The organism is Marivita sp., assembly GCF_051859345.1.
GTDB lineage: Bacteria > Pseudomonadota > Alphaproteobacteria > Rhodobacterales > Rhodobacteraceae > Marivita.
In genome coordinates, this window is the sequence record NZ_JBHYFV010000036.1 from 5,024 (window position 1) to 24,452 (window position 19,429).

A 19,429-nucleotide genomic window follows, 5' to 3' on the forward strand; every position below is an offset into this window, starting at 1 on the left:
GACCGGATCGGCGGCACGGTCATAGTAACCGATGTAAATTGCTGCAACCTGCTGTTCAGCTGTCAGCGTGCTTAGGTCGAGAGCCATAGCTTATCTTCCTCTTAAATTTCGGTGCCCGATTAATTCGGCCCCATCAACGATCGTTTGTTGTCCCCACTTTGTGGCCGCCAAATTAAACGCACTGCGTCCCTTGAGAACCGGCGGGGTTCAACTGCGAAGGCTTCTAAACCTTCGATTCCAGTTCAACAAGGAGAAATGTATAGCAAAACTCATACCCCTGTATAGTGATTTATATACCCTTTTAGGAATTTCTCACAAATCACTGTTTTTAAAAGGTTTTGCATAAACCGCACTTTCTAAACGTGGCCGATCCGCAACAACTCTTCCCTTGGGGAACCTCTCTCTGAAGGCCCATGCCCCAAGGTCGCGTGGCACACAGGCGCTCCAGCACGGCCCCGTTTCCTCGATATTCAAAATTACCGGGTATTAATATTTACCCGATTTATTCAATTACCCGATATAATAGCTTACCGGATAAATAAAGTTATTGGATTACCCGTTTAATCCGGTTAGACAACCAATCGGGTAAATAGAAAAGAGCAGGAGCCCATAATGCCAACCATCGTTGTCGCCTCTCCCAAGGGGGGCGCCGGAAAATCCACGACAGCCGTGCTTCTGGGCACCGAACTGGCGCATGAAGGTGTGCCGGTGACGATGCTCGATTGCGACCCGAACAGGTCCCTGACCCTCTGGACCAGCCAGTCCGATCTGCCGAAACATATCACCGTGTTATCAGACATTTCCGAGGCGGACATCGTGCGCACCATCAAGGCGCATGACAGCGACGGGCAGGTCGTCGTGGTCGATCTCGAAGGGGTTGCCTCGCGACTTGTCAGCCGTGCCATCAGCCAGGCGGACCTGGTGCTGACCCCGATGCGCGCCACCACGCTCGATGCCACCATCGGTGCCCGCGCGTTGCAATTGATCGCCGAGGAGGAAGAGGCGCTGGATCGACAGATCCCGCATGCCGTCGTCTTCACCATGACCAAGGCGATCGTGTCGAAACAGCACAAGGGGATCGAGGCGTCGCTGCGCGATCAGGGTGTCGATGTGATCGACCCGCCGCTGATGGAACGCGCGGCCTTTTCCGGGCTCTTCGCCTTTGGCGGTGATCTCTATTCGATGCCCGCGCAGGGCAACATGCAGGGCGCGCGTGACAATGCCCGCGCCTTTGCGATGCAGGTCTACAGACGTCTGGCAGGGGAAGGATAGAACATGTCCGACAAGAACCCGTTCGGGATTGCGATCACACCGGGAAAGCTGCGCTCGAAGCCCAAGGACAGCAGCCCCGGCACGGTGGCCCGCTCGGATGAAGCGGCGGAAAAGCACGGCTTCGTCGATCGCGCCCCCAAGAAACGTCGCGGCCGCAAACCCAGCCCGCGCACCGGCCAGGTCCACGCCAAGGTGATGCCCGAAATTGCCCGCGACATCGCCGCCGAGGCCCGCTTTCGCGGCGTGCAGCAGGGTGTGGTGATCGAAGAGGCCTGGGCGCTCTACAAGGCCAAACATGATGTGTGACAGGTCGCCCGAACGGCACGCGATAACGCCAACAACAGCTTGAATGGCATCGTCGGATGCGCGATGGCACACGGGGCGCGGATCAAACCGCCGGGCACAGCCCAAGGGGCGCTCTGAAAGACAGGCAGATGAGAGAGGTTTCTCAATGACATCCGACGATGTGCCGCGGCCGGACACAGATGTAAGAACCTTCTCACCCTCCGTGGACCAGAGACTTGCCGCGCCAGCCGCGTTCCAGATGCCCGACCCCGTGGAAAAGCCCCCCGCAAAGGGGTTGAACCTCGCCAGTATGACAGCGCGCCTGACAGGATCGCGCAAAGCGGACACGGTGCCACAACAGCCCGCCCAATCAGGATCCAGGAATATGACCCCCCGCCGCAAACTCACCCCGATCAAGCGCCTGGAACGCTATGTTTCGGCCATCTTCAAACTGGGCCGGACCGAACACATGGCCAAGGATGCGCGCAAGCGCATCACCCATGCCGAGTTGCGCATGGACGATATCGAAGGTGAACTGGGGCGCTTTGGCCGCGACATCCGCGAGATCTGGCGCACCGCTGATGAACAGAAAGCCCTTCTCGAAGGTCATGGCCCCAATGGCTCCAGACTGCTCGACGACATCGCGCTTCTGCAACAGCGGCTGGCGCAGCATCAGGCACTGACCGACAGCCTCGTACATGAATTCCGCAGCGAACGCACCCATCTGCACAACACGCTGCACTCCGAGACCTCGCTTATGGCGCGGGTGTTTTCGGATGTGTCGCGCCGGGTGGACCAGATCGGACAGCGGGGTGGGGCGGCGGCCGAAGACCTCTCACCCAAGGAGCCGCAGATCGACCTGCCTGCCTCCGAGGGGTTCGAGGCTTTCAAGGACAGCTTCTATCACCGGCTCGAAAACCGCCATCGCGGATCGGTCGAGGACATTGCGGATCGGCTGCGGATCTACCTGCCCGATGTGGAATCGGCGGTGATGCGCACCGGGGGCAAGCCGGTCATGGATATCGGCTGCGGGCGCGGAGAATGGCTGGGCTTGCTGAAACGCGCCGGGATCGACGGTTTCGGCGTCGATACCAACGCGGTGCAGATTGAGGCCGCCAGGGAACAGGGGCTGGACGTGCGCCTGGGCGATGCGCTCAAGGCACTGGCCGACCAGCCGGACAACAGCCTGTCGCTGATCACCGCGCATCACCTTGTCGAACACCTGCCGTTCGATGCCGTGGCCTGGATCGCCCGCGAAGCGCTGCGCGTGCTGGCACCCGGCGGCGTGCTGCTGTTCGAGACCCCGCACACCCGCAACGTGCTGGTCGGGGCCACGACCTTTCACACCGATCCCACGCATCTCAAACCGATGCCGGAACAGGTGCTGACGGTGCTGTTTGACACCGCCGGGTTCGACCCCGTCGAGGTGCGCGCGCTGAACCCGCATGCACGCTTCAAGGAATTCCTCGACACGCCCGATTTCAACGACGAACTGGCGTTCCTGCTCTTTGGTCCACAGGATCTTGCCGTGCTGGGCACCAAACCCCAAGACCCCAACCTGACCAAAGAGGACTGACCCCCATGCGCATCGGTGTTCTTCGCACACAGGTTCCCTTTGTGCAGGGTGGGGCCGAACGGCACGCCGCCAACCTTGTCAGCGCCCTCAACGCCTATGGCCACGAGGCGACCGAGATCACGCTGCCCTTCAAATGGTATCCCGGAGAGGTGCTGGCCGATCACATCCTTGCCGCGCGCATGCATGACATCTCGGAATTCGAGGGTGTGCCGGTGGATCTCGCCATCGGGCTCAAGTTCCCGGCATGGCTCGCCAACCATCCCAACAAGCTGTTCTGGATCATCCACCAGCACCGCTCGGCCTATGATCTCTGGGAAGCGGGCGATGCCGACCTGATGCACGACCCCGATGGTGATGCCCTGCGCGCGCTCATCCATGCCGAGGATCGCGCCGCCTTCACCGCCAGCCCGCATCCGCTTTATGCCAATTCCGGCAATGTCGCCAAACGCCTGAACCAGTATCTCGATCTGGAAGCAACGCCGCTCTATCACCCGCCGCCCAATGCCGAGGCGCTCTGGCAGGGGGAGTATGGCGACTACCTGTTTGCGCCCGGCCGCATCAACCCCTCCAAACGGCTGGAACTGATCCTGCGCGGGCTGGCCGCGACACGCTCGAAGATCAAGCTGGTGATCGCGGGTGTGGCCGAAAACCCCGGCTACCAGCAGGATCTGCATGCGCTGGCGCTGGAACTGGGCATTGCCAACCGGGTGACGTGGCTGGGTCGGGTCGATGACGCCACCCTGCTGCGCCACTACGCCGAGGCCCGCGCGGTGGTCTTCGTGCCACAGGACGAAGACTACGGCTACATCACGCTCGAGGCGATGTTGGCGGCCCGCCCCGTCATCACCGTGACCGATGCCGGGGGTCCGCTCGAATTCATCACCGATCGCGCCGAGGGCCGCGTCACCGCGCCCAAACCCGCCGAGCTGGGTCAGGCCTTCGAGGAGCTGATGTCCGACCGGGCGGCGGCAGAACGCATGGGGCAGGCGGGTCTGGCACGTTACACCGACATGCAGATCACCTGGGAACATGTGGTCGAAACGCTCGCCGGGCGCTCTGATCAGGCGGTACACCCGACGCCGACACCCGGCAGCGTAGGGCAGGGGGCCGCAACGCCCCCGGAAGACACCACAGAGGCCGCTGAGGCCACGCCAGAGCTGTCACCGCAGGATCTGGCGGTCGAGGCGCTCAAGGACGCCATCGCGCCGCCTGAGCCCCCCGAGGGTCTGCCCTTCGACACCATCGAAGACGTGCTGGCCGCCTATGCCTTCGACGAACTGCCCGGCCTTCTGGGTGACGACGCGCCGCCGATCGATGCGGGCCTTGCCAGCTATCTCGGCACACACTGGACGCGCTACATGACCACGCTGCGGGCGCTCGACGGTCTTGAGGTCGCCTCGGCGCTGGATGTCGGTGTGTTCCCGCCGCTGGTCTTTCAAGCGCTGCTGGCGAACCGCTTTCCCGGCATCGACATGGCCGGGCTCTGGGAAGGCCCTGATCCCTACAGGCAAACCGTGCGAACCGTCGGGAACAGCGACCTGCCCGGTTTCGACATCACGCTCGAAGCCGCCAATTCCGAACGCGATCCATGGCCCTATGCCGACAACAGTTTTGACCTGGTGACGGGGATGGAAATCCTCGAACACCTGGCGCTCGATCCCTATTTCTTCTTCTCCGAAGCCGCCCGCGTCCTGAAACCCGGCGGGCACATCCTTCTGACCACGCCCAACGTCGTGAGCCATCGTGGCGTCAACAAGATGCTGAACGGCATCGCGCCTTATTCCTTCGGAATCTTCGTGCCTTCGGGGGGCGTCTATGGCCGTCACAACCGCGAATACGCGCCCCCCGAACTGCCGACACTGGGGCAGGCGGCGGGGCTGGAGACCGTGTCGCTCAGGACCATCGACGTCTATGACCGCAAGGTCGATCCGCGCACCGCCGAACTTCTGGTGGCGCGGGAGGATGATCTGACCCTGCGCGGTGAAACCATCTTCTATCTCGCCCGCAAGGAGGGCCGCGCCACCGGCCTGCCGACACGCTTCTATCATGGCGATCCCACGCGCATGTCCGGTAGCCTGTCGGTGACCAGCCGCGAGGACAAGACCGGTCTCACCCGCATCGCCGTCAGCAACCGCTCGGCACAGTGGTGGTCGGTCACAGGCGATCACGCCACCTGCGTTCTGGCCGAATGGATCGACCCCGAGGGCAATCTGCGCCACCAGCACCTGATGCAACCGGTCACCGCCCCCATCGCGCCGGGCAGCAGCGGTGAGATCGCGCTCAGGCTCGACCCGGCGGGGACAGACGGGACACCAGACGGGCAGGGCACCCTGCGCCTGCATCTCTACCAGGCCGGCGTCGGTGTCATGACCGGCTCGGGCCGTGCGCCCACCCTGTCACTGCCCTGTTCACAGGACGCCTTCCTGCGCGTGGTCAAATCCACCCCGCTGCCGGGGAGCGCGTCATGAAACCCAAGGTCCACTGGGTCTCGCCCATCCCCGAGGCCACCACCGACATCGCGCATTACACCTACCGCATCCTGCCGAAACTGGCCAAGGCCACGGACCTGACGGTCTGGACCGATGCCCGCCACTGGGACCGCGCCGTCGAGGAGTTCTGCCCGGTGCGCAAGATCGACCCGCACCACACCCTGCCGCGCGATTTCGCAAAGTCCGGCCATGGCACCGGGCCGGATGCGATCTTCATCCATATCGGCAATTCCTGGGCCTATCATGCGGGGTTCCTGCAACTGGCCCGCCGGGTGCCGTCGATCATCGTCCTGCATGATCTGGCCATTCAGGAGATGCTCAACGACGCCATGCGCTTTGCCGGGTTCCCGCGCGATGTCTACGAGGCGGAGATGCTGCGCTGGTATGGCCCCGAGGGTCTGGCCGCCGCGCAAGAGGTGCAGGCCCGCCGATCCGGCGCCAATGTGCTGTCCGAGACCTATCCGGGCTTTCACCTTGCCCTTGATCGCGCCGTTTCGGTCCTGTCGCACACCCCGGCCGCGTTCGAGGCGGTGCAGGACATCGGCATGATCCCGTCCTACCAGCTTGACCTGCCGTTCCGTCCCTCCGCAACCGCCCCTTCGGCAGCGCGCACGCAGGACGGCCCCCTGCGGCTGGTGCAGTTCGGCCATATCGGCCCCAACCGCCGCCTCTGGGAGGTGCTGGAGGCGCTTGGCCCCCTGAAAGACGAGATCGACTTCAAACTCGACATCATGGGCAATGTCTGGGACCGCTCGGTGCTCAGCGAAAAGCTCGAACGCTTCGGGCTGGAACACCATGTCGAGGTGCATGGCTTTGTCCCCGAACCCGAGCTTGATGCCGCCCTGGCCGGGGCGCATCTGGTCTTCAACCTGCGCTATCCCACGATGGGTGAAGCCTCGGGCAGCCAGCTGCGCATCTGGAACGCGTCCGCCGCCGCCGTAGTCACCGATCTGGGCTGGTACGGATCGCTGCCCGACGACACCGTCTTCAAGATCCCGCTCGACGGAGAGATCGCGGCGCTCCGGGATCTCGTGCGCCGCATCAACGCGGATCGCAGCCTTGGTGCATTGCTCGGAGAAACCGGGCGTGCCCGTCTGGAAGACCGCCACACACCCGCGCTTTATGCCCGTGGCATCGCCGAGGTGGCAGAACGCTTCGCCGGGGACGCCGCCCAATCCCTGCAGGCCCGCCGCGTGCGCGAAACCCTCGCAAAAGCCCCCCATCCGACACCGCTCTATCAGGCAGCGCTGTCAAAACGGCTTTAAGCCTTTCTCGGCAAAAGGCCCGTCGGGACTCACCCGCGCGACGCTGCGTGTTGGGCCCTGATCCGGGCTCTTGGGTGTTAATATGTGTTAGACTCGTGTTACGCCCTCTCAAACCCCGATTTTTCGGTGCATTTACAGTACCTTGGCGTGACCCCCTGTGTGTAAAGTGGTGATTCTGCGTGTGTAAAGTGGTGATTCACCGTGTGTAGAGTGGTGATTCCCGAATCGGCGCGCGATGCGGCCTGAAACCCCGCGATACCCCCCTGAGCCGACTCGTCTTTCCGGACCAGGGCGTGTGTGAAGTGTCGAAGCAAGCGTGTGTGAAATGTCGTTTTGGCCTTGGCGTGTGTGAAATGTCGTTGTACGGTGCTCTGTGTGTGAAGTGTCGTTAAGGAGCGTGCCCATGTCCACAGCGCCAACCGCCTATCCGCTGCTGCCGGACCGCCATCCGCAGGGGGATTTCTTCGTCTGCGACATCCTCGATGCGGCCCCCAAGGGCGACATGGGCTCGATGGAGCACCCGATCTTCTCGCTCTCGACAAAACCCGACACACGGCCCCGCCGCTACGAACACAACGGCGTCACCATCGACATCAAGCCCTCGGTCGACGGCCTTGCCACGGTGCATGACCGCGACATCCTGATCTACTGCATCTCCTCGCTCATCAAAGGCATGAACGACGGCAAGGAACCCCAGCAGGTGATCCGTTTTCAGGCCGCCGACCTGCTCAAGGCGACCAACCGCATGACCACCGGGCGCGGCTACAATCTTCTCAAGGCAGCGATGGAACGCCTTGCAGGCACGCGGATTTCCACCAACATCACCACCGGCGGGAAAGAGATCTTCGAAACCTTCGGCCTGATCGAACGGGCCAAGATCGTGCGCGAAACCCGTGACGGGCGCATGCAGGAGGTCGAGGTCAAGCTGTCGGACTGGGTCTTCAACGCGATCCGCGCGCAGGAAGTCCTCACGCTCAGCCGCGAGTATTTCCGCCTGCGCAAACCGCTGGAGCGGCGCATCTACGAACTGGCGCGCAAACATTGCGGCCGCCAGAAGGAATGGCGTGTGTCGATGGCGGTGCTGCAGAAGAAATGCGGATCAGGCTCCACCTTGCGCGAATTCCGCCGCCTCGTGCTGGCCATCGCCAAGGAAGACAGCGAATACAACCACATGCCGGATTACGAGATCCGCATCGACGACGAGAAGGACCACCTGATCGCCCGCTCGCGCGGCACCGTGGGTGACGACCGCTCCGAGGCGGTGGAGATCCCGCCCCTTGATCCGGAGGTCTATGACATGGCCCGCGCCGCCGCCCCCGGCTGGGACGTGCACGTCATCGAAGCCGAATGGCGCGGCTGGGCCAGCACAAAACCCCGCAATCCCGAGATGGCGTTCCTGGGCTTCTGCAAGAAATGGGCCCAGCAGCGCGGGGAGGGGTAGGGCTTATTGGACGTGACGCTCTCAATCTCGGGATGCGTACCATAACACCCGTTCCGCGACGTTCGCGGTTTGTTACGGGCGGGGTCATTCTGCTGGCGGTTGTGGCTTTCCGCGCCACGCCTGGACAAGCTCAACCCACCGCATCCGCAAAAAAGATCGAGAGCGAATGAAACTGATCGCGATCACCGCGAGCAATACCGCGCCCAATCCCGTGCCTTGGACAAATCCAATCGACAGGTTGGCATCCGCAATGAGCTGGAAGCTGTAATCTATAATCTTGGTGATGGTCTCGTTCGGCATGACACACTCCGCCCTATAATGGCTAAACGTGTCTCGCTTCTCGCTTCCGCGACATTAGTTCCCTTGGGAGTCGATGCAACATTTGAAACGTTGATCCAATGCAGAAACTTGCAATATTATACTATATATTGAATTTCAGCGCATGTGTTATCAACATGATGTTGTCGTGTGTGGGGAGGATGACTCAGCGCAACCTCAGACCCTGCCTTTGACCTTCATGTAGTCGAGCATCGTCCCGCCGCTTTCAGCCTGCCACGCTTTGAAGGCGTCCCGATCCGCCGTGATCTGGACGCACTTCGATCACCTCGGCCCCAGGCTCTGCAAACCGCGTTCCATAAGCACGCGCATGAACTTCTGATATTTCATGCCCCGTTGCTCGGCTTCGGCCTTGATCCGCGCAAGCTGGCTTTCGGGCATCCGCATCGTCACGCGGGCGGATTTGTCCTCGAACTCATGCGAGACGGGTTCCGGCTGTCCCCAATCGTATTCGGACAGGTCGGCCTCGGCGATGAACGCGTCCACCTCGTCATCGGTCTTGAGCTTTGGCCATGGCTTGTTTGATGTGCTCATATCGTTTCACCTCCTTCTCGTGCATGGGTCTGGCGCTGATCGGACGCAGATAGACCCCGTCCGCGCGCTCCCGATACATGTACGCCACGAAGATATGGCGACCTGTCATGGCAGGATGCGCGGTGTTGTACCGTTCTTCATCAGGGTAGGGGTCACGAAGGCGGAAGGTCGTATACTCCAGCACATGCTCGATCTCGTCTTTCGTCGCGCCATGTTTTCCGCATTTCGGCCAATTGCCGTGATCCCACTCAACGCCTCTGATCTTCATGGATAGAGTATGTACATTTGTCCGCACAAATTCAACAGGAACATAGTCCCATGTGTCTTGGGTGGTCGGGTCGGTGTCTTCTCGCGAGCGCCGGAAACCTTATACTTACCAAACCCTTAATAGGTCCGAACCGGACCCAATGTTTCGCGCGCGAAACATTTTCCCACGTCAGGATACCGCCTCCAGCGCCGCCATCACGTCGCGGCCCACATCCTCCCAACTGCGCAATGTGGTCCCGGCAATCCGCGCCTCCAGCGCCTGCCGCTCGGTCCCGTCCAGACAGCGCAGCACCGCCGCCTCCACGCTCTGCATCGACGCGGGATCGCAATAGGCCACCATGTCGCCTCCGACCTCGGGCATGGACGATGTCTGCGACACCACCCCGGTCTTGCCATAGCTCAGCCCTTCGCCGATCGGCAGGCCCCAGCCTTCGTAAAGGCTCACCGTCGCGGTGAAGAGGCAATGGCGGTAGAGGTGATCGAGTTCGCCGTCATCCGGCGCATCAAGCCAGATCACCCAGCCGCCAAGGCCGCCCGTGCGCTCCAGCATGTCGAGGAACCCGGTCGTCAGCCAGCCGCGCTTGCCCGCCAGAACCAGCCGCGGCATCTCAAGGTCGTTTCGCCGCGAAAGCCGGGCCCAGACCTGCACCAGCCGCCAGAGGTTCTTGCGCGGCTCGATCGTGCCCACGCAGAGCACATACGGCACCGTGGTCGCTTCATGTACCAGCGGGCTCAGGGCAGGGGGGGCGTCCACCTCGATCCCGACCCCGGCCTGCGCCAGCGGGGTGACGTGGACGGTGCCCTCCAGCCCCTGTTCGGCAAGGAAGCCCCGCAGGTCCGCCGCCGTCGTCTTGGAGTTGGCCAGGTATCCGGTCACATACTCCGCCGAGGCCACCAGCCACCTGTGATAGCTGCGGGCCGCGCGCGGGTCGGCCTGCTCGGGCAGCTTCATCGGGATCAGGTCATGCACCAGCAGGAACACCCGGACCCCGGCCTCTGACGCGCTGCGAAACGCGCTTTCGACCTTGCCGCGCCCCCAGATCGCGCCCAGCCCGCAGATCGTATCGCCGGGTTGCGCAACCTCCCGGAACGGGCGCAAAGCCACCTGTCTGACCGTCTTGCGGGAACCATAGAGCTTTTGCCACAGGCCGAAATCCAGACCCCGCTTGTCGAAATAGCGCGACCGCCCGCGCCAGCCGGCAAGCCGCATCCGTACGATATGGGCGGCCTGCTTGTACGGATGACCCCGGTAGCGTTCGAGAAACTGCGCCGGGATCCGCGCCTTCAGCGCCCGCACCCCAAGCGCCGGGGCCAGGGCCTCGATGTCGAACGCCTCGAGCGCTGCGATCACATCGGCGGCGGGGCAGGTGAGGTAGGTGTTGCGGCCGGGATGATGAAAACCCAGATGCACATCGCACCCACGCACCCGCACCGCCTGCGCGATGATCCGCACCGCCGCCCGCTGAATGCCGCTGACCTGACGGTGCTCGCGGATATAGGTGACGATGTCGCTGACATCGAAGAAAACCTGCGCCATGTGTGTCCGCCGTCCCGACCTCTGAACCCTTGGCCGGGGTGTTACGGCAAGTGTGGCGCGAGGTCTATCTGACCCGCAGATTTAACGCTTTGGCAAGGCAAGAAAATGCGTGGGCCAAAGCCGAAAGACCTACCGTGCGCACCGTGCCAAGGGCATCTGACTTCTGATTATAGTCGTATTGCAAACATCATTGCGCCCAAGTTTTTGCCTAAGCGAATAGAGCAATGGAATTCGTATTTGTTTGCGGATCGGACGAAAGCACAGCTTTGCAGCGACTTGGTCGGTAAGAGCGCTGGCGTACCGTTCGAACACGCATAGGAGGCAGTAAACGTGAGCAACTCTAGTCCAGTCGGCCCTCTGGTTATTCTCGGAGATGCGTTGATCGGCGAAACCCTGACGGCGCGTCCAAATGGTATCAAGGATGCCGATGGCATCAATTATTCCACGCAGGCGTTTCAATGGTTTCGTGATGGGGAGCCTATCACAGATGCCACTCAGCAGACCTATTTGGTTACGGGCTTAGACGCTAACAGCCAAATTAGCGTCCAATATACCTATATCGACAATCTCGGTACGCAGGAAACGGTTATCAGCGATCCAGAACCAGCGGTGCCGGATACGGAGCTTCCAACGCCAACCGAAGAGCCCGAAACACCGGTGAACCCTGGTACTTCCGATCCGAATAACTCCGCTCCAGAAGGCAATCTGACCGTTCTGGGTGCCGCGGTGGTGGATTATGTTATAATAGCACGTCCGGACTCCATCAGTGATGCAGATGGCATCGACGAAACTACCAAGTCCTTTCAATGGTTAAGAGATGGCGAGCCGATCCCAGATGCTACTGGACCAACATATGTTGTGACCTCCGCTGATGCAGGTGCCCAACTCAGTGTTCATTACATGTACCGTGACAATCTTGGTAACGATGAAGTCGTGGTCGGTTCAGCAAAGCGCCCTGTTCCGGGCAATCCTCCCGTGCCCCCTACGGAGGACACCAGCGAAGACGACCGACCGACGGATTCAGATGGGTCCGATAGTCCTGCAGACCACGTCAATTCCGTCCCGATCGGCAAGCTGGTGATCCTTGGCTTTCCTGTCGAAGGTGCAGATATGCTGGCCCGCACCGATGCGGTTTTCGACCGTGACGGTTTTGATGAATCCGGTGCGTCCTTCCAATGGTTGCGGGACGGAGAACCGATCCCCGGTGCAACCGGTCAGATCTACAGGATCACCCAGGATGATCGCGGTGCCTCGCTCAGTGTCGAAATGAGCTTTGTCGATGGCGCCGGCACATTGGAAACGGTGGTCAGTGAGCCGGAACCCTCGGTGCCCGACCCGGATGCGCCTACACCTCCCGTAGATGAGGGGGGCCAAGGATCGACACCTCGTACCGGTGGCCTGCTTGAAGGGACGGCGGGGAATGACACCGATCTGACCGCAACCGCGGCGCTCGACCGGATCGACGGACTGGGTGGTGTGGACACCGCGTTCTTTGCGGGTGATCAGGCCAACTACACCATCAGTTTCAGCCCCGACGGGGTGACGGTTACAGACCGCTCGGATGGCGGCTTGGGAACCATCGAGCTCGACAATGTCGAATTGATCGACTTCGGCACGGACCTTGCGGTGTTCAACGGAGCGATGGATCTGCGTCAGTTCGGAGGCCACACACAGCTAGACGAAGCCGCGTTCGAAAGCTTTGTCGAGATGTATATCGCCTATTTCAACCGCGCACCGGATGCCGTGGGTCTTGCGTTCTGGGGCACGGCCTATGCAGATGGCATGTCTCTCGAAGAGATTGCCACAGAGTTCGCCGAACAGCCGGAAACTTTACAGACTTACGCTTCGGACACGAGCAATATCAAGTTCGCCGCAGAGGTCTACCAGAACGTGCTGGGCCGGGCACCTGACATTGATGGGCTGCGCTTCTGGACCAAAGCGTTGGATAATGGTGAAGTAACCCGAGGCGAATTCATTCTCGAAGTTCTGCGCGGAGTGGATGCGGCTCCCCCCGCCGGTTCATCGCAAGCGTTTATCGACCGACAGCTTGCGGACCAGCAGTATCTTGAACAAAAGACCGATCTTGGCGCGCTTTTTGCCGTGCATCGCGGCATGTCCAACACCGATGATGCGGCACAGGTCATGGCGCTATTTGATGGCAGCGCAGAAAGCCTGACATCGGCCGTCGAGGCGATTGAAACCCTTTACATGGCAGCAATCGAACCAATGGGCGGGGACTTCCTGATGCCGCTTATGGGAGTTCTGGATGACCCCTTCGTGGTCTAGCAACTTCTGTGGATTGCCACCCGTTGAACAAGGGTCTCTGCCTAAGGAACTGTCGAACAAATGCAGTCTTCTGTAAGGTCTGTCTTTTCAGCTTTCCCAAAAGCCGCTGCCCGGGATGGTTATCAGCGAGGTGAGACGGGCAGTTCATTGGACCTTAACGTTTTCGAACATCTAATTGTCGTTCAGAAGGCGACTTAAAACCCTAATGACAGCATCATGTGCACCTCAAAAGCATCACAGCTTGGCATAATCTCGCCACTAAGCCTCAGCGAAACACTTGAAAATATATGCTCTGATGGTAGCACATTGGCTAGCAAGAATAGCGGCGCAGACCGTTCTGAAGAAGGCAACGAGCAGATAACTCGCAAAAGCGGCTTTGATATTCCGTGTAACGATCACGGCGTTGGTGTTTTAGGCATCAATTCAACAGCTCTTGCATGCTCTGACGATTGTTCTGCATCGAAGAAAGCGCACACCGCTGGGGGAAGTCCTTCGACCCACTCAAGCAACGGAACATTTCTCGGTAGGAGACACTAAACGTGAGCAATTCTAGTCCAGTCGGTCCCCTGGGAATTCTTGGTGATGCTTTGATCGGCGAAACCCTGACGGCGCGTCCAAACGGTATCAAGGATGCCGATGGCATCAACTATTCCACGCAGGCGTTTCAATGGTTGCGTGATGGGGAGCCGATTTTCGGCGCGACCCAGCAAACTTATGCTGTTACCTCCACGGACGCGGGAACGCAGATCAGTGTCCGCTATACGTATACTGACAATAACGGCACCCAAGAGGTGGTCACCAGCAAGCCGGAACCGGCAGTGCCGACTACTGTGCCATCCAATCCAACAACTGGAAGTGAGTCTCCGCTGGATCCGGGTATTTCCAACCCGAACAACTCTGACCCCGTGGGCCCGCTGACCATTCTTGGAGACGCGGTGGTTGGCGAAACGCTGACCGCGCGCCCCAATGGCATCAAGGACGACGACGGGATCAACTTCGGATCCGCAAGCTATCAGTGGTTGCGTGACGGTGAGCCGATCTCGGGGGCGACATCCCAGACCTACGCCGTCACAACTGCAGACCGCGGTGCCGCGATCTCGGTTCAGTGGACCTATCTTGACAACGCAGGCACCCGTGAAACCATCACGAGCAAACCTGAACCCGCGGTGCCGGGCGGAACGACACCACCACCCGTAGACGAGTCCCCGTCGGAACCGGATGTGCCCGAAACGCCCGATCCCACGCCGCCGCCCGCAGACCACGTCAATTCCGTTCCGATCGGCAAGCTGGTGATCCTTGGCTTTCCTGTCGAAGGCGCGGATATGCTGGCCCGCACCGATGCGGTTTTCGACCGAGACGGGTTTGATGAATCCGGTGCGTCCTTCCAATGGCTGCGGGACGGAGAGCCGATCCCCGGTGCGACCGGTCAGATCTACAGGATCACCCAGGATGATCGCGGTGCCTCGCTCAGCGTCCAATTGAGCTTTGTCGATGGCGCCGGCACATTGGAAACGGTGGTCAGCGAGCCGGAACCCCCGGTGCCCGACCCGGATGCGTCTGGATCTCCCGTGGATGAGGGGGGCCAGGGATCGACACCTCGTACCGGTGGCCTGCTTGAAGGCACGGCGGGGAATGACACCGATCTGACCGCAACCGCGGCGCTCGACCGGATCGACGGTCTGGGTGGTGTGGACACCGCGTTCTTTGCGGGCGATCAGGCCAACTACACCATCAGTTTCAGCCCCGACGGGGTGACAGTCACAGACCGCACGGATGGCGGGTTGGGAACAATTGCGCTCGACAATGTCGAACTGATCGACTTCGGCACCGACCTTGCGGTGTTCAACGGAGCGATGGATCTGCGTCAGTTCGGGGGCCACACACAGCTGGACGAAGCTGCATTCGAAAGCTTTGTCGAGATGTATATCGCCTATTTCAACCGCGCACCGGATGCCGTGGGTCTTGCGTTCTGGGGTACGGCAAATGCCAATGGCATGTCTCTTGAAGAGATTGCCGCAGAGTTTGCCGGACAGCCGGAGACGCTGGCGATCTACCCCGAGAATTCGAACAACTTCAAGTTTGTGTCGGATGTCTATCAGAACGTGCTGGGCCGCGCGCCTGACATTGACGGGCTGCGCTTTTGGTCCAACGCGATCAACGATGGCGAGGTCGCGCGCGGCGAGTTTATCCTGGCCATGCTGAACGGTGTGGAAGAGGGCAGCCCGGACCGGGCATACCTGGATCAGAAGACCGATCTTGGCGCGCTTTTTGCCGTGCATCGCGGGATGTCCAACACCGATGATGCAGCACAGGTCACGGCGCTATTTGATGGCAGCGCGGCCAGTGTGCAGGACACGGTCGATGCGATCGACGCGCTTTATGCGGCGGCAATAGATGGCGAAAACGGCGATTTCCTGATGCCGCTGGTCGGTGTCATGGACGATCCCTTTGTGATCTAGCCCCATACACAGGGACATCGGTTTCGATGCGCCTGCTTGAACACAAAAGCCAGCCGGTGGATTTCCTCCCGGCTGGCTTTCTTGTCTTTGATCTGTCTGCCCGGTGAGCCCGGTTCTCTCGGGGTGTCGTGGATCACCTAGAGATCAAACGGAGTGTCCAGAACACCAATGATCTGCAGCAGGAATTCCCCGGTGTTCGGGTCCAGGGCATCCTGATAGTAGCTGTCAATTGCTGCCACAGCCTCGTTGAGACTGTTTTGTGAGCCATCGAACAGGGCCATGACCGCCGAAGCGTGGTCCACGTCCGACATGCCGCGATGCACTGCAAATTGAGCACCCAGGTCGACCTTGCTTTCCAGGAACGCCCTGTCCGCCATTTGCTGTTTTGCGAACTCGTACCCATTGTCCAGTTTCAGGTCCGACCTGGCCCCCTGCAGAACCTTCAGGATGAACTGGTCTCGCGAGACGGCCTCACTGTCGAGCGCCCGCGCCCAGAACTCCAGCCCGGCCTGGTCTGGTGTGCGCCCAAGCACGTTGTTGTAGACCAGAGCCGCAAAGTCGTCATTCGAGGTATCCTGCGTATAGATCTCGCGGGTCTCGACCTGATCCGCAAAAAGCAGCGCCATGTCTTCGAGCGACGTCCCCTCGGTGAAGGCCGTTCCCCAGAAGTTCAGACCGATGGCATCCGGAGCCCGGTTGAAATAGGCGATGTACAACTCGATAATGTCTTCCAGATCGCTGCGATCCAGATCGGTGTGGCTGCTGAAACGGTCAAGGTTGATCGGGCCTGAGAACGCGTCGATCTCTGTGCCGAAATCAATCAGTTCCACATCATCAAGCGCGATTGTACCCAGCCCGAATGTGCGGTGATCTGCGACGCTCACCCCGTCAGGGCCAAGAATGATGGTGTAATGTGACTGATCCCCGGGGAAAAACGCGGTGTCGGTGTCTTCCTGGCCACTGATGCGTTTCAGACCGGCCGACGCTGTCAATGTATCGGCATCCGACGTCCCGATGAGAAGGCTGTCATCTACGGGTGGAGCCGGTTCCGGCTCAACGGGAGCAGGGGTCTCGACAGCCGGTTCGGGATTGCTTGTCAGGGACTTGGAGGCCCCTGACAGATCGTCATAAGAGTAGACGACACTGATTTCTGCGCCGATATCCGCGTCGGTCACATGGTAGCTTTGAGCGGTCGCGTTCTGGATGATCTCGCCATCGCGCAACCATTGAAACGACGCGGTGCCATAATCTATCCCGTTTGTGTCGGTCACGGCGTTGGGCCGCGCCGTCAGGGCTTCACCAACACGCGCATCGCCAAGGATCATCAAGGGATTGTAGGGGCCGTTGTCTTCCGGAAGCGGCGTGCCGGCAGCGGGGACAACAGGCTCTGGATCGCTGGTCAGGACTTCCAGAGTGCCGCCGAAATCCATGTAGGTGTAGCGAATGCTCAGCTGTTTCCCGACATCCGACAGAGAAACGCTGTAGGTCCGCGATGTCGCATCCGCGATCACTTGCCCGTCGCGCAACCACTGGAATGTGGCCGTGTCATAGTCGATCCCATCTGCATCGCCGATCCCGTTGGGCCGCGCGATCAGGGTTTCGCCAACATACGCGTATCCAAGGATCGTGACCGGACCCTTTGGGGAATGGTTGCCGCCATGTGTCGTCGCCATGCGTGTGTCTTCCGCTGCGTGCTGATGCCAGATGTGCAAGACCCGCAATCCACACATCACCCCGCCTCCGGTCAGACGGGGTCCTCACTCAATCCGTGTCGGTTCTCCGTATTCGGTGCCCGTGCCACGGCTGAATTGGGTCGCCCATCTGCGCTTTGAAGACGACGTGTCTGTGTCTTGCCTGAGACCTGCCCGTTGACCTCTGAATGTATATCAAGAACTTCGCTATTCGGCGGTCCCCTAACAGGTTGCATGTTGACTGCAAGCGCTCTGTCCTTGGTGTCGGCAAGTGTTGGCCGACTGTGGTTTTCAGGATCGGGGCACGCCGGCCCTCTGCGTGCCACGTCCGTTCTTTTCGGCAAGACGGGGGGATTTGTCGCAATCCTGTTCAGAACATGCCCTGACATTCAGAATGTTGCAGCCAAGTGGAAATGTCACCGGTTGCGCAAAGCAAACCTGTCATCAAGGACGATGTGTGGAGCAAGGCCTGACAGGGTGGGGCCCCCGGATATCGCAGTCCTGGCGGGCTTTGCGTGATCCGGCAAAGAAAAGGGGGCCGCATTTCTGCGACCCCCTTTCCGGTTCTTCTGGCGATATCAGTTATTCGACGTGTCGTCGTCCTCTTCTTCGCCTTCAGCATCTTCTTCGGAACCGGCGTCATCGGTCGCCGTGTCTTCCGTGGACATGGTGTCACTGTCTGCGGCACCTTCGTCCATCGTGCTGTCTGCGGCACCATCTGCGGCCCCGTCTTCGACCATGCCGTCTGTCGATGTCGCGTCATCGGCCGTGTCGGTTGCGGTGCCGGTCGCACTGGTGTCGGACGTGGATGAGGACGTTCCGGTATCGTCCTGCATCAGCGTGGCAAGCGCCACATCGTCATCCAGACCCTCGACGCCGGATTCATCGAATTCCGGCATTGCTTCCAGTTCTTCCTCGGTCCGGTTCACCATCAACGTCCGATTTTCGGCGTTGAATGTGAAATCGCTCAGCGGCAGCGCCACCGTGTATTCGCCCAGCCCAAGGAAGCCGCCGATGCCGATCACCGCTTCGGGTTCTGACGCCCCCGCGATCACATAGTCGATTTCACCGACATCTTCGCCGACGTCAGAGACCACGTCGAGGCCGAGGAATTCGCCGACAGTCATCTCTGCGATGCTCTGCGGTTCCTCCATCGCGTCGGAGGCCATGCCATCCGTCGCCATCGTGTTGTCGGTGGCGGCGGGTGCCATTGTGCCGTCATCGGTTGCGCCGTTGATGACCGGATTCTCTTCTGTCGCGGGCGCGGTACTGTCGCTTTGCGCGAAAGCGGAGGTTGCGAGAAGAAGGCTCAATGCGGTTGTGGTCAGGAAAGTCTTCGAGGTCATGGTTTCACCTGTTCGTTTGATTTCATGAAGTGATCTGGAAACCACCAACAAACGAGGCTGGTTCCCGCGTTTATTTTCAATTGCTTAAGAAGTATTCAGGACGCCGAGAAAGCAGTCGCCGGTTCCCGCTCATCCGCGCGTGAGCGGCGGCGAAATCCTAACAAATTGATTCAAGGACTTTTTTCGGAAGGTTCCGTTGCGGCGCTTAAGGACATTCGTCGCAATTCATGAATAACGCCGGCGCAGCTGGTCGATGCTTTGGCAAGAAAGCGCCAAGTTCAGGAGTGCTTGAGAAGGGTGCGCAAGGAGGTCATCGCCGGTGCTTTTTTGTGAACTCACGGTGAAGTGCAGTTCTGAATATCTCATTTTATTCCAGTCGGTTCTGAATTTCCATCAGCTTGGTCTCGAAGACCTCTGCGGGCGTGTGGTAGCCAAGGCATTTGCACGGCGGCTGCACCGATAATGATCCACAAAAGGACAGTGGGAAGGGTGGACGGAACAATGCGGCCAAATGAGTGTCAGACGTCAGCGCCTATGGGACAGAATTGAGGTTTTCGTAAGGGAGGATTTCTGGTTCATCGCAGCCATCAAGGAGCGAAGATGAACAAGAAATCCGGAACATCGAAAGACGCCGCTGACAAGCTG

14 protein-coding genes are annotated in these 19,429 nt (G+C 60.3%); 8 read left to right on the forward strand and 6 right to left on the reverse strand.

Annotated features, from left to right (window positions below; genetic code table 11):
- Positions 1–612 precede the first annotated feature (612 nt).
- From ACTIEN_RS17795 to ACTIEN_RS17820, 6 genes are all read left to right on the forward strand, one after another.
- On the forward strand, positions 613–1,272 hold the full coding sequence (locus ACTIEN_RS17795; protein ID WP_439524498.1) for a ParA family protein: 660 nt from the start codon (positions 613–615) through the stop codon (positions 1,270–1,272).
- Positions 1,273–1,275: 3 nt separating this feature from the next.
- Positions 1,276–1,578 (forward strand): chromosome partitioning protein ParB, encoded by a 303-nt coding sequence (locus ACTIEN_RS17800; protein ID WP_439524499.1) that lies wholly within the window; start codon positions 1,276–1,278, stop codon positions 1,576–1,578.
- A gap of 364 nt (positions 1,579–1,942) precedes the next feature.
- Positions 1,943–3,133, forward strand: coding sequence for a class I SAM-dependent methyltransferase (locus ACTIEN_RS17805; RefSeq protein ID WP_439524500.1), 1,191 nt, complete (start codon positions 1,943–1,945; stop codon positions 3,131–3,133).
- Positions 3,134–3,138: 5 nt separating this feature from the next.
- Positions 3,139–5,601 carry a glycosyltransferase gene (locus ACTIEN_RS17810; protein ID WP_439524501.1) on the forward strand — a complete coding sequence of 821 codons (2,463 nt, stop codon included), beginning with the start codon at positions 3,139–3,141 and terminating at the stop codon, positions 5,599–5,601.
- Complete coding sequence (locus ACTIEN_RS17815) at positions 5,598–6,887, forward strand: glycosyltransferase (RefSeq protein WP_439524502.1); 1,290 nt, start codon at positions 5,598–5,600, stop codon at positions 6,885–6,887. The genes ACTIEN_RS17810 and ACTIEN_RS17815 overlap by 4 nt, the downstream gene beginning before the upstream one ends.
- A gap of 403 nt (positions 6,888–7,290) precedes the next feature.
- A complete protein-coding gene (locus ACTIEN_RS17820) occupies positions 7,291–8,328 on the forward strand; it encodes a replication initiator protein A (RefSeq protein WP_439524503.1) in 1,038 nt (345 codons plus the stop codon).
- An 84-nt stretch (positions 8,329–8,412) separates the two neighbouring features.
- Here the strand turns inward: ACTIEN_RS17820 and ACTIEN_RS17825 are convergent, their stop codons facing one another.
- From ACTIEN_RS17825 to ACTIEN_RS17840, 4 genes are all read right to left on the reverse strand, one after another.
- On the reverse strand, positions 8,413–8,628 hold the full coding sequence (locus ACTIEN_RS17825; protein ID WP_439524504.1) for a hypothetical protein: 216 nt from the start codon (positions 8,626–8,628) through the stop codon (positions 8,413–8,415).
- A 300-nt stretch (positions 8,629–8,928) separates the two neighbouring features.
- Complete coding sequence (locus ACTIEN_RS17830; protein WP_439524505.1) at positions 8,929–9,198, reverse strand: CopG family antitoxin; 270 nt, start codon at positions 9,196–9,198, stop codon at positions 8,929–8,931.
- Positions 9,155–9,466 (reverse strand): BrnT family toxin, encoded by a 312-nt coding sequence (locus tag ACTIEN_RS17835; RefSeq protein ID WP_439524506.1) that lies wholly within the window; start codon positions 9,464–9,466, stop codon positions 9,155–9,157. Before ACTIEN_RS17835 ends, ACTIEN_RS17830 begins: the two co-directional genes overlap by 44 nt.
- A gap of 168 nt (positions 9,467–9,634) precedes the next feature.
- Entirely contained in the window at positions 9,635–11,002 is a 1,368-nt protein-coding gene (locus tag ACTIEN_RS17840; RefSeq protein ID WP_439524507.1) for a glycosyltransferase family 4 protein, read from the reverse strand.
- A 330-nt stretch (positions 11,003–11,332) separates the two neighbouring features.
- On the opposite strand from ACTIEN_RS17840, the gene ACTIEN_RS17845 reads away from it, so the two are divergent.
- Positions 11,333–13,288, forward strand: a complete 1,956-nt coding sequence (locus ACTIEN_RS17845) for a DUF4214 domain-containing protein (protein ID WP_439524508.1) — start codon at positions 11,333–11,335, stop codon at positions 13,286–13,288.
- A gap of 539 nt (positions 13,289–13,827) precedes the next feature.
- Complete coding sequence (locus ACTIEN_RS17850; protein WP_439524509.1) at positions 13,828–15,747, forward strand: DUF4214 domain-containing protein; 1,920 nt, start codon at positions 13,828–13,830, stop codon at positions 15,745–15,747.
- Positions 15,748–15,884: 137 nt separating this feature from the next.
- Here ACTIEN_RS17850 and ACTIEN_RS17855 read toward each other — a convergent pair whose 3' ends face one another.
- Positions 15,885–17,420 carry a DUF4214 domain-containing protein gene (locus tag ACTIEN_RS17855; RefSeq protein WP_439524510.1) on the reverse strand — a complete coding sequence of 512 codons (1,536 nt, stop codon included), beginning with the start codon at positions 17,418–17,420 and terminating at the stop codon, positions 15,885–15,887.
- Positions 17,421–18,016: 596 nt separating this feature from the next.
- Positions 18,017–18,784, reverse strand: a complete 768-nt coding sequence (locus ACTIEN_RS17860; protein ID WP_439524511.1) for a hypothetical protein — start codon at positions 18,782–18,784, stop codon at positions 18,017–18,019.
- Between the last annotated feature and the right edge of the window lie 645 nt (positions 18,785–19,429).

Bases quoted from the DNA above. Each gene is read 5' to 3' on its own strand.
- ACTIEN_RS17835 (WP_439524506.1), bottom strand. From the start codon at position 9,466: ATGAAGATCAGAGGCGTTGAGTGGGATCACGGCAATTGGCCGAAATGC.
- ACTIEN_RS17840 (WP_439524507.1), bottom strand. From the start codon at position 11,002: ATGGCGCAGGTTTTCTTCGATGTCAGCGACATCGTCACCTATATCCGC.
- ACTIEN_RS17830 (WP_439524505.1), bottom strand. From the start codon at position 9,198: ATGAGCACATCAAACAAGCCATGGCCAAAGCTCAAGACCGATGACGAG.
- ACTIEN_RS17815 (WP_439524502.1), top strand. From the start codon at position 5,598: ATGAAACCCAAGGTCCACTGGGTCTCGCCCATCCCCGAGGCCACCACC.
- ACTIEN_RS17855 (WP_439524510.1), bottom strand. From the start codon at position 17,420: ATGGCGACGACACATGGCGGCAACCATTCCCCAAAGGGTCCGGTCACG.
- ACTIEN_RS17810 (WP_439524501.1), top strand. From the start codon at position 3,139: ATGCGCATCGGTGTTCTTCGCACACAGGTTCCCTTTGTGCAGGGTGGG.
- ACTIEN_RS17860 (WP_439524511.1), bottom strand. From the start codon at position 18,784: ATGACCTCGAAGACTTTCCTGACCACAACCGCATTGAGCCTTCTTCTC.
- ACTIEN_RS17805 (WP_439524500.1), top strand. From the start codon at position 1,943: ATGACCCCCCGCCGCAAACTCACCCCGATCAAGCGCCTGGAACGCTAT.
- ACTIEN_RS17795 (WP_439524498.1), top strand. From the start codon at position 613: ATGCCAACCATCGTTGTCGCCTCTCCCAAGGGGGGCGCCGGAAAATCC.
- ACTIEN_RS17825 (WP_439524504.1), bottom strand. From the start codon at position 8,628: ATGCCGAACGAGACCATCACCAAGATTATAGATTACAGCTTCCAGCTC.
- ACTIEN_RS17820 (WP_439524503.1), top strand. From the start codon at position 7,291: ATGTCCACAGCGCCAACCGCCTATCCGCTGCTGCCGGACCGCCATCCG.
- ACTIEN_RS17800 (WP_439524499.1), top strand. From the start codon at position 1,276: ATGTCCGACAAGAACCCGTTCGGGATTGCGATCACACCGGGAAAGCTG.